At 64.9% G+C, this 6,509-nt stretch carries 7 protein-coding genes; 3 read left to right on the top strand and 4 right to left on the bottom strand.

Annotated elements, in window-relative coordinates; translation table 11 throughout:
* The 4 genes from EOA29_RS21170 to EOA29_RS21155 form a co-directional block, all read right to left on the bottom strand.
* On the bottom strand, positions 1–692 hold a 692-nt coding region (locus EOA29_RS21170; protein ID WP_189478949.1), incomplete at its 3' end, for a trypsin-like peptidase domain-containing protein.
* Between the two features lie 188 nt (positions 693–880).
* The gene (locus EOA29_RS21165; RefSeq protein ID WP_189350414.1) at positions 881–1,627 is read right to left on the bottom strand and encodes an MBL fold metallo-hydrolase; all 747 of its coding nucleotides are present in this window, start codon (positions 1,625–1,627) and stop codon (positions 881–883) included.
* Positions 1,627–2,793, bottom strand: a complete 1,167-nt coding sequence (locus tag EOA29_RS21160; RefSeq protein ID WP_126090670.1) for a diphosphate--fructose-6-phosphate 1-phosphotransferase — start codon at positions 2,791–2,793, stop codon at positions 1,627–1,629. Before EOA29_RS21160 ends, EOA29_RS21165 begins: the two co-directional genes overlap by 1 nt.
* A 152-nt stretch (positions 2,794–2,945) precedes the next feature.
* A complete protein-coding gene (locus EOA29_RS21155) occupies positions 2,946–3,710 on the bottom strand; it encodes a L,D-transpeptidase (protein WP_126090669.1) in 765 nt (254 codons plus the stop codon).
* A gap of 229 nt (positions 3,711–3,939) precedes the next feature.
* Here EOA29_RS21155 and EOA29_RS21150 point away from each other — a divergent pair, with 229 nt between their 5' ends.
* From EOA29_RS21150 to EOA29_RS21140, 3 genes are all read left to right on the top strand, one after another.
* Positions 3,940–4,563, top strand: coding sequence for a LysE family translocator (locus EOA29_RS21150; protein WP_126090668.1), 624 nt, complete (start codon positions 3,940–3,942; stop codon positions 4,561–4,563).
* A 116-nt stretch (positions 4,564–4,679) separates the two neighbouring features.
* Positions 4,680–6,005, top strand: coding sequence for a tetratricopeptide repeat protein (locus EOA29_RS21145; protein WP_126090667.1), 1,326 nt, complete (start codon positions 4,680–4,682; stop codon positions 6,003–6,005).
* An 82-nt stretch (positions 6,006–6,087) separates the two neighbouring features.
* A partial coding sequence (locus EOA29_RS21140) for an FGGY family carbohydrate kinase (protein ID WP_245468500.1) occupies positions 6,088–6,509 on the top strand: 422 nt, incomplete at its 3' end.

Here is a 6,509-nt window from a genome sequence, read left to right as displayed (position 1 = left end):
CCGCTATGCAGGTCGCGGCCGCGCGCCGAAACGATGCCGGCGGTGACGGTGGTACCGATGCCGAACGGATTTCCGATCGCCAGCACCTGGTCGCCGGTCATCAGCCTGTCGGAATCGCCCCATTTCACGGTCGGCAGCGGCTTGCTCGCCTTGATCTTGAGCACCGCCAGATCGTTCTTGGCGTCGTGGCCGACGAGCTTGGCGGGAAGTTCGGTGCCGTCGTCGAGCGTCCCCTTGATCGAGGTGGCGCCGTCGACGACGTGGTTGTTGGTGACGATGTTGCCGTCCGACCCGACGATGAAGCCGGAGCCCAAAGCCTCCTGCCGCTGTGACTGTTGTTGTTGCGGCGGGGTCTTCGGCATCGGTATGCCCTGGTCGCCGAAGAACTGCTGGAAATATTGGTCGAATGGCGAATTGCCGTCGAATGGCGAGCCGTCGCCCATCGTCCCGGGCTGTGCTTTCATCACGGTCGTCACGGTCACGACAGCCGGCTTGGCGGTGGCGACGACCGGCGCAAACGAGCCGTTCGGCGCGGTGATGCCCGCGACCGGCGTCTGCGTCGTCGCGACCACGTTGCTCAGACCGGCAGTGCCGGAGTTCTGCGCAAAGGAAACCACGACGGGAGAGATGATCAGCGCAGCGCCCAGCAGGGCCGCGACGCGATGTCTGCGAAGAATGCTTAATGGTGACATGGTCGTTCTGTCCGGGCGAGAGTTGATCCGGCGCCGCGGGTGGTTCTCGAAGCACGCGCCCGTCGGCGTGTCGACGGCCGGGACTGCCTGTCTCGCCGTGCATGGCAGCCGGCCGGATCGACAGCCACGCATCTAGGGCGTGGAATGGCCCGAATTAGGGTTTTGCCGCGACCTTACGAAGATTTAATTCAGAGAGCGCTCACGAACCGCTCTCTTCGGCGCAGATAGGCGGAGGCGATCTCACGCATCCGCGCGCCGTTGAAACTCGGGCCATGGCCGCCATGGCCGATGCGCATCGGCAGGTCGAGCAGACGCTGCATGGTGCGGCAATAGGCGGCACGGTCCGAATCCGGCAAATCGTCGATCAGCATGCCGTCATAGATGGCGTCGCCGGCGAAGAACAGGCCGTCAGCCTCGTCGAACAGCGCGATCGAATCCGGCGAATGTCCAGGCAGATGCAGCACGCGGAATTTTCGGTCGCCGAGATCGACGATATCGCCCTCGTCGAGCGCGCGGGTCAGCGGCGCCGGCGGAATCCGATAATTGGCCGCCTCCCAGCCGGGCGCCGGCAATTTGGACACCGCGCCATCGAGATTGTGGAACATGTAAGCGTAGGTGACGGCATCATCCATGCCGTCGAATCGCGCCGCGCTCACCTTCGGCCCCATCCGCAACGGAAATTCATGCAGCGAGCCGACATGGTCGAGGTGGATGTGGGTGGCGACGACGATCAGCGGCTTGCCCGCCGGCGTGTCGATCTCGGGCGCCAGCGGGCAGATGCCCATGCCGGTATCGACCAAAAGGTCGGCGTCGCGGCCCTTGAGGTGCCAGATGTTGGCGCGCACGAAATCATGCACGAACGGCTCGGTCAGCATCGTCGTCCTGGCATCGACAATCGCCTTGCCGAACCAGTCGCCCACCACAAGGTCGCCCATCAGACGAAGGGCTTCCCGACCTTGTATTTTTCCGGCACCAGCCGCTTCAGATAGGCCATGCCAGCCTCCGAAAGCTGGTTGACGTCCGGCTTCATGAAATCGTCCGGCATGTGGCGCGTCTTGCCGGCGACGGCCTTGAGCGGCACCTTCTTCAGCACGGTCTTTGCGCCGTCATATTGCAGCGCCACCGAGCCGCCGCCTTCTTCAGCGACCGCAACCGCGAAGGCGCCGGCATCGAAGGCTTCTTGCGCGTCGACGGCGCTGATCGTGCCGACATAGCCGCGCGGCATGTAGCCCAGAGCGTCGACCCGCGCCCGCTTGCCCGGCAGGCCCTCGGCCAAGGCCCTTTCGAGCGCCGCCGGTAGATCGCTGCCCGACAATTTGACGTTGCCATGCTGGTCGCGCTCGAGCTTTTCCGGCGGCACCAGGCTTTCGACCAGCGCCTTGCCGTCGGCGGTGCTGACGCCTTCCGAGACGGCGACGATGCAGCGCTTGTGGCGGTCGAGCGTCCTGCGGACATCGTCGATGAAGCGTTCGGCCGAGAAGGCGCGCTCCGGCACGTAGACCAGATGCGGGCCGCTGTCGGGGTCGAGCTGCCAGGCGGCCGCGGCGGCGGTCAGGAAGCCGGCATGCCGGCCCATGACGATGCCGACATAGATGCCGGGCAGCGCGCGGAAATCGAGATCGACCGAGAGGAAGGCGCCGGCGACGAACTCGGCCGCCGAGATGAAGCCCGGCGTGTGGTCGTTCTCCTCGAGGTCGTTGTCGATGGTTTTCGGCGCGTGCACGAAGGCCATCGTGCCGCCCGCGGCATCGGTCAGGATCTGCTGCGTGCCCGACGTGTCGTTGCCGCCGATATAGATGAAGGCGTCGGCGCCGGCCTTCTTCAAACCGTTTAGAATAACCTCGCAATAAGCGGCGTCGGGCTTGTCGCGGGTCGAACCCAGCGCCGCGCTCGGCGTGCCGGCGATCAGCCGCAGCCGGTCCTCGGGGATGGCGGAGAGGTCGACATAGTTGCCGTCGCGGATGCCGCGCACGCCATGGATCGAGCCCAGCACCTTGGCGCCCGGATGACGCTTGCGGATCTCCAGCGTGGCGCCGACGACCGTCTGGTTGATGACGGCGGTCGGGCCGCCGCCCTGCGCGATGACGAAAGTTCCGGCCATGTTTTTTCTCTCCCGAGGCGAAGGTTTTCAGGGCACCTTCGCCTGTCTTGCGGCATCGCGCAACGGAAGAACTGATGCGTATCGCCCAAAAGTGTGCAGCCGTTTTGGGACAAAACAAGAAGATTGGCGGCCGCGTGGGCCGCCGGAAAAGATCACACGACGACGACCGGATTTTTCTTCGATACGCGGCTGTAGAGGTCGATGATGTCCTGGTTGATCAGCCGCACGCAGCCCGACGACATCGCCTGGCCGATGCTCCACCATTCCGGCGAGCCGTGGATGCGATAGCCGGTGTCCCTGCCGTTCTGGTAGATGTAGAGCGCGCGGGCGCCGAGCGGGTTGGTGAGGCCGCCGGGCTGGCCACCCTGCCACTTCACCAGTTCCGGCTTGCGCTGGATCATTTCCGGCGGCGGCGTCCAGACCGGCCATTCACGGCCATATTGGATGTTGGCGCGGCCCGACCAGCGGAAGCCGTCCTTGCCGATGCCGACACCGTAGCGGATGGCGTCGCCGCCGGGCTGGACCAGATAGAGCATGCGCTCCTGCAGATGCACGACGATGGTGCCGGGCGCCTCGCCGGTCTTGTCGACGACGATCTGGCGGCGGAACTCCGGCTTAACCTTCTGCCAGGGCACGGCCGGCACCTGGAAGCCGCCATCGGTGAGGGAAGCATACATCACGTCCGGGCCGGTGATATTCTTGTCGACGCTGATCGCCGGACGCATAGGATGCACCGAGCCGGTCGTGGTGTCGTCGATCTGCAATTGCGGCAGGTCGAGCGTGTCGGTGGTGCTGCAGCCGGCGATGCCGAGCAGCGCCAGGGCGCCTGCGCCGGAAAGCATGGCGCGGCGGGAAAGCAGAATTTCGGTTTCGTCGCCGTTCGAAGGCGGCGTCAGACTTTGCGGCAACTCGCGCATACACCAAACCCTACGCTGTCGGCGGGAAGCACGGTCCGGCCGGATGACGGGCATTTTCGTCAGTCATGGTTGAAAAAGCGTGAAGAGGCCGGAGCCAGGCTTAACCCTAACGGCCCGTTACCGGCTGCAGGAAAGACACCAGACAGGTACTGAAGATTTTTTCCACGGCCTCTTTACAATCGCGCCGACGCCAGGATTTATCCTGTTCTTTGCGCTCAAGGAGTAGGAAATGTCCTTCGAAAACTGGGCTGCCTTTGCCGCCGCCTCCACCATCCTTCTCGTCATTCCGGGCCCGACGATCCTCCTGGTCGTCTCCTATGCGCTGGGCCAGGGCTGGCGCACCGCGCTGCCGATGGCGGTCGGCGTCGCGCTCGGCGACTTCACTGCCATGACGTTGTCGATGCTGGGCATCGGCGCGCTGCTCGCGGCTTCGGCAACCGTGTTCACGGTGCTGAAGGTTATCGGCGCCGGCTATCTGATCTATCTCGGCATCAGACTGTTCCGCGCCGGCGGCGCCCTCAAGGCCGAACCGCGCACCGACGCGGTGTCGGCGGCAAGGATGATGGCGCATGCCTGGCTGGTCACCGCGCTCAACCCGAAGAGCATCACCTTCTTCGTCGCCTTCCTGCCGCAGTTCCTCGACCGGCATGCCGATTTCTGGACGCAGATGCTTATCTTCGAGACAACCTTCCTGGCGCTCGCCTTCAGCAATGCCTTCGGCTACGCGCTGGTGGCATCCAGGGCCCGCGCGATCGTGCGCAACCCGAAGGCGATCCGCATCTTCAACCGCACCGGCGGAACGTTGCTGGTCGGCGCCGGCATCGCAACCGTGGCGATGCGCTCGGGGAATTGAGGCCGTGCGCATAGCGCGGTAGCTACGAAGTCGTGTCGTCCACGGTTGGCGGGCTGGTTGGCGATGCTCTAGGATCACAGTCCGAACAGCAAAATCGCGATCAGCGAGGACATGGCATGGCGCTGAAGGACGCATTCGGCCTGACTTACTCGGGCGCCTCCGAAGCCGGGTTTTCGTCCTACGACAGAGCCGTCCATGAGCTGCAATGCTTCATCGGCGACCCGGTCGCTGCAATCGACCGCGCGATCGCCGACGACCCCGGCTTCGTCATGGCGCATGTGTTCAAAGGCTATCTGTTCGGCCTCGCCACCGAGCGGGAGGCAACGGCTGTCGCGCGAACCTGCCACGAAGCGGCGCTGCCGCTTGTCGCCACCACGCGTGAGCAGGCGCATGTCGCGGCCCTCGGCCATCTCGCCGCGGGCCGCTGGCATGAGGCCGCGCGCATCCTGGAAGACATTGCGATCGACAATCCGCTCGACGCGCTGGCGCTGCAGGTTGGGCACCAGATCGACTTCTTCACCGGCAATGCCCGCATGCTGCGCGACCGCATCGGCCGGGCACTGCCGACTTGGCAGAAGGGCATGCCGGGCCATCATGCCGTTCTCGGCATGCAGGCCTTCGGGCTGGAGGAAATGGGCGACTACGTGCGCGCCGAAAGCTTCGGCCGGCAGGCGGTCGAGATCGAACCGCGCGACGGCTGGGCGCAGCATGCGGTGGCGCATGTCATGGAGATGCAGAGCCGGCAAAAGGACGGCATCGCCTGGATGCGCGCCAATCCGGAGGCATGGACGAAGGACAGCTTTCTCAAGATCCACAACTGGTGGCATCTGGCGCTGTTTCACTACGACCTCGGCGAGATCGACGAGGTGCTGGGGCTCTATGACGGGCCGATCTATGGCGACCGCTCGACATTGGCGCTCAACATGGTCGATGCCTCGGCAATCCTGTGGCGTCTCAATCTCGGCGGCGTCGACGTCGGCGACCGCTGGGCGATACTCGCCGCCAACTGGATGCCGAAAGCCGCCGCCGGCAATTACGCCTTCAACGACGCGCATGCGATGATGGCCTTTGTCGGCGCTGGTCTCGGCGCGCCTGCTGAGACCTTGCTAGAAGCGCAGCGCGAGGCCATGCGCGGGCATGACGACAATGCCGCCTTCACCAGGGACGTCGGCCACCCGCTGACGCTCGCGGTCAAAGCGTTCGGCGAGGGCAGCTACACGGAGACGGTTCAGCTGATCCGGCCGATCCGCTCCATCGCGCACCGCTTCGGCGGCAGCCATGCCCAGCGGGACGTCATCGACCTGACGCTGATCGAGGCGGCATTGCGTTCCGGTGATGGACCACTGGCACGGGCGCTGACCGCGGAACGCGCGCTGGCACGGCCGGACAGCCCACTGTCGGCGCTGTTCTCGCGGCGAGCGGCCGATTTGTCAGAGAATTGACCCGCGGCGGATCTTGTCATAAGAACTGGCCTGGCCAGATTTTTTCGAGATCCGAAAAAAATAATGGCATTGGGAGGAAATCATGTATCTCGGCCTCGACCTGGGCACATCGGGCGTCAAGGCGCTGCTGATCGATGATCGCCAGAAGGTGATCGCCTCCGGCCATGGTTCGCTCGACGTCTCGCGGCCGCATCCCGGCTGGTCCGAGCAGGATCCTGCGCATTGGATAGAGGCCTGCGAGACGGCGATTGCCGAGCTCAAGGCTTCGCACCCGAAAGAGCTTGCGGCGGTCGAAGGCATCGGTCTTTCCGGCCAGATGCATGGCGCGACCCTGCTCGATGCCTCTGACAAGGTGCTGCGCCCCTGCATCCTGTGGAACGACACGCGCAGCCATGTCGAGGCGGCCGCGCTCGATGCCGATCCGCGCTTCCGCAGGCTCACCGGCAACATCGTGTTTCCGGGCTTCACGGCGCCGAAGCTTGTCTGGGTGAAGAACAATGAGCC

It is taken from the genome of Mesorhizobium sp. M1E.F.Ca.ET.063.01.1.1, from assembly GCF_003998155.1.
Classification (GTDB): domain Bacteria; phylum Pseudomonadota; class Alphaproteobacteria; order Rhizobiales; family Rhizobiaceae; genus Mesorhizobium.
Note: the sequence above shows the minus strand (reverse complement) of the source record. Positions and strands in the feature narration are given on the sequence as shown.

Bases quoted from the DNA above. Each gene is read 5' to 3' on its own strand.
- EOA29_RS21165 (WP_189350414.1), bottom strand. From the start codon at position 1,627: ATGGGCGACCTTGTGGTGGGCGACTGGTTCGGCAAGGCGATTGTCGAT.
- EOA29_RS21150 (WP_126090668.1), top strand. From the start codon at position 3,940: ATGTCCTTCGAAAACTGGGCTGCCTTTGCCGCCGCCTCCACCATCCTT.
- EOA29_RS21145 (WP_126090667.1), top strand. From the start codon at position 4,680: ATGGCGCTGAAGGACGCATTCGGCCTGACTTACTCGGGCGCCTCCGAA.
- EOA29_RS21160 (WP_126090670.1), bottom strand. From the start codon at position 2,793: ATGGCCGGAACTTTCGTCATCGCGCAGGGCGGCGGCCCGACCGCCGTC.
- EOA29_RS21155 (WP_126090669.1), bottom strand. From the start codon at position 3,710: ATGCGCGAGTTGCCGCAAAGTCTGACGCCGCCTTCGAACGGCGACGAA.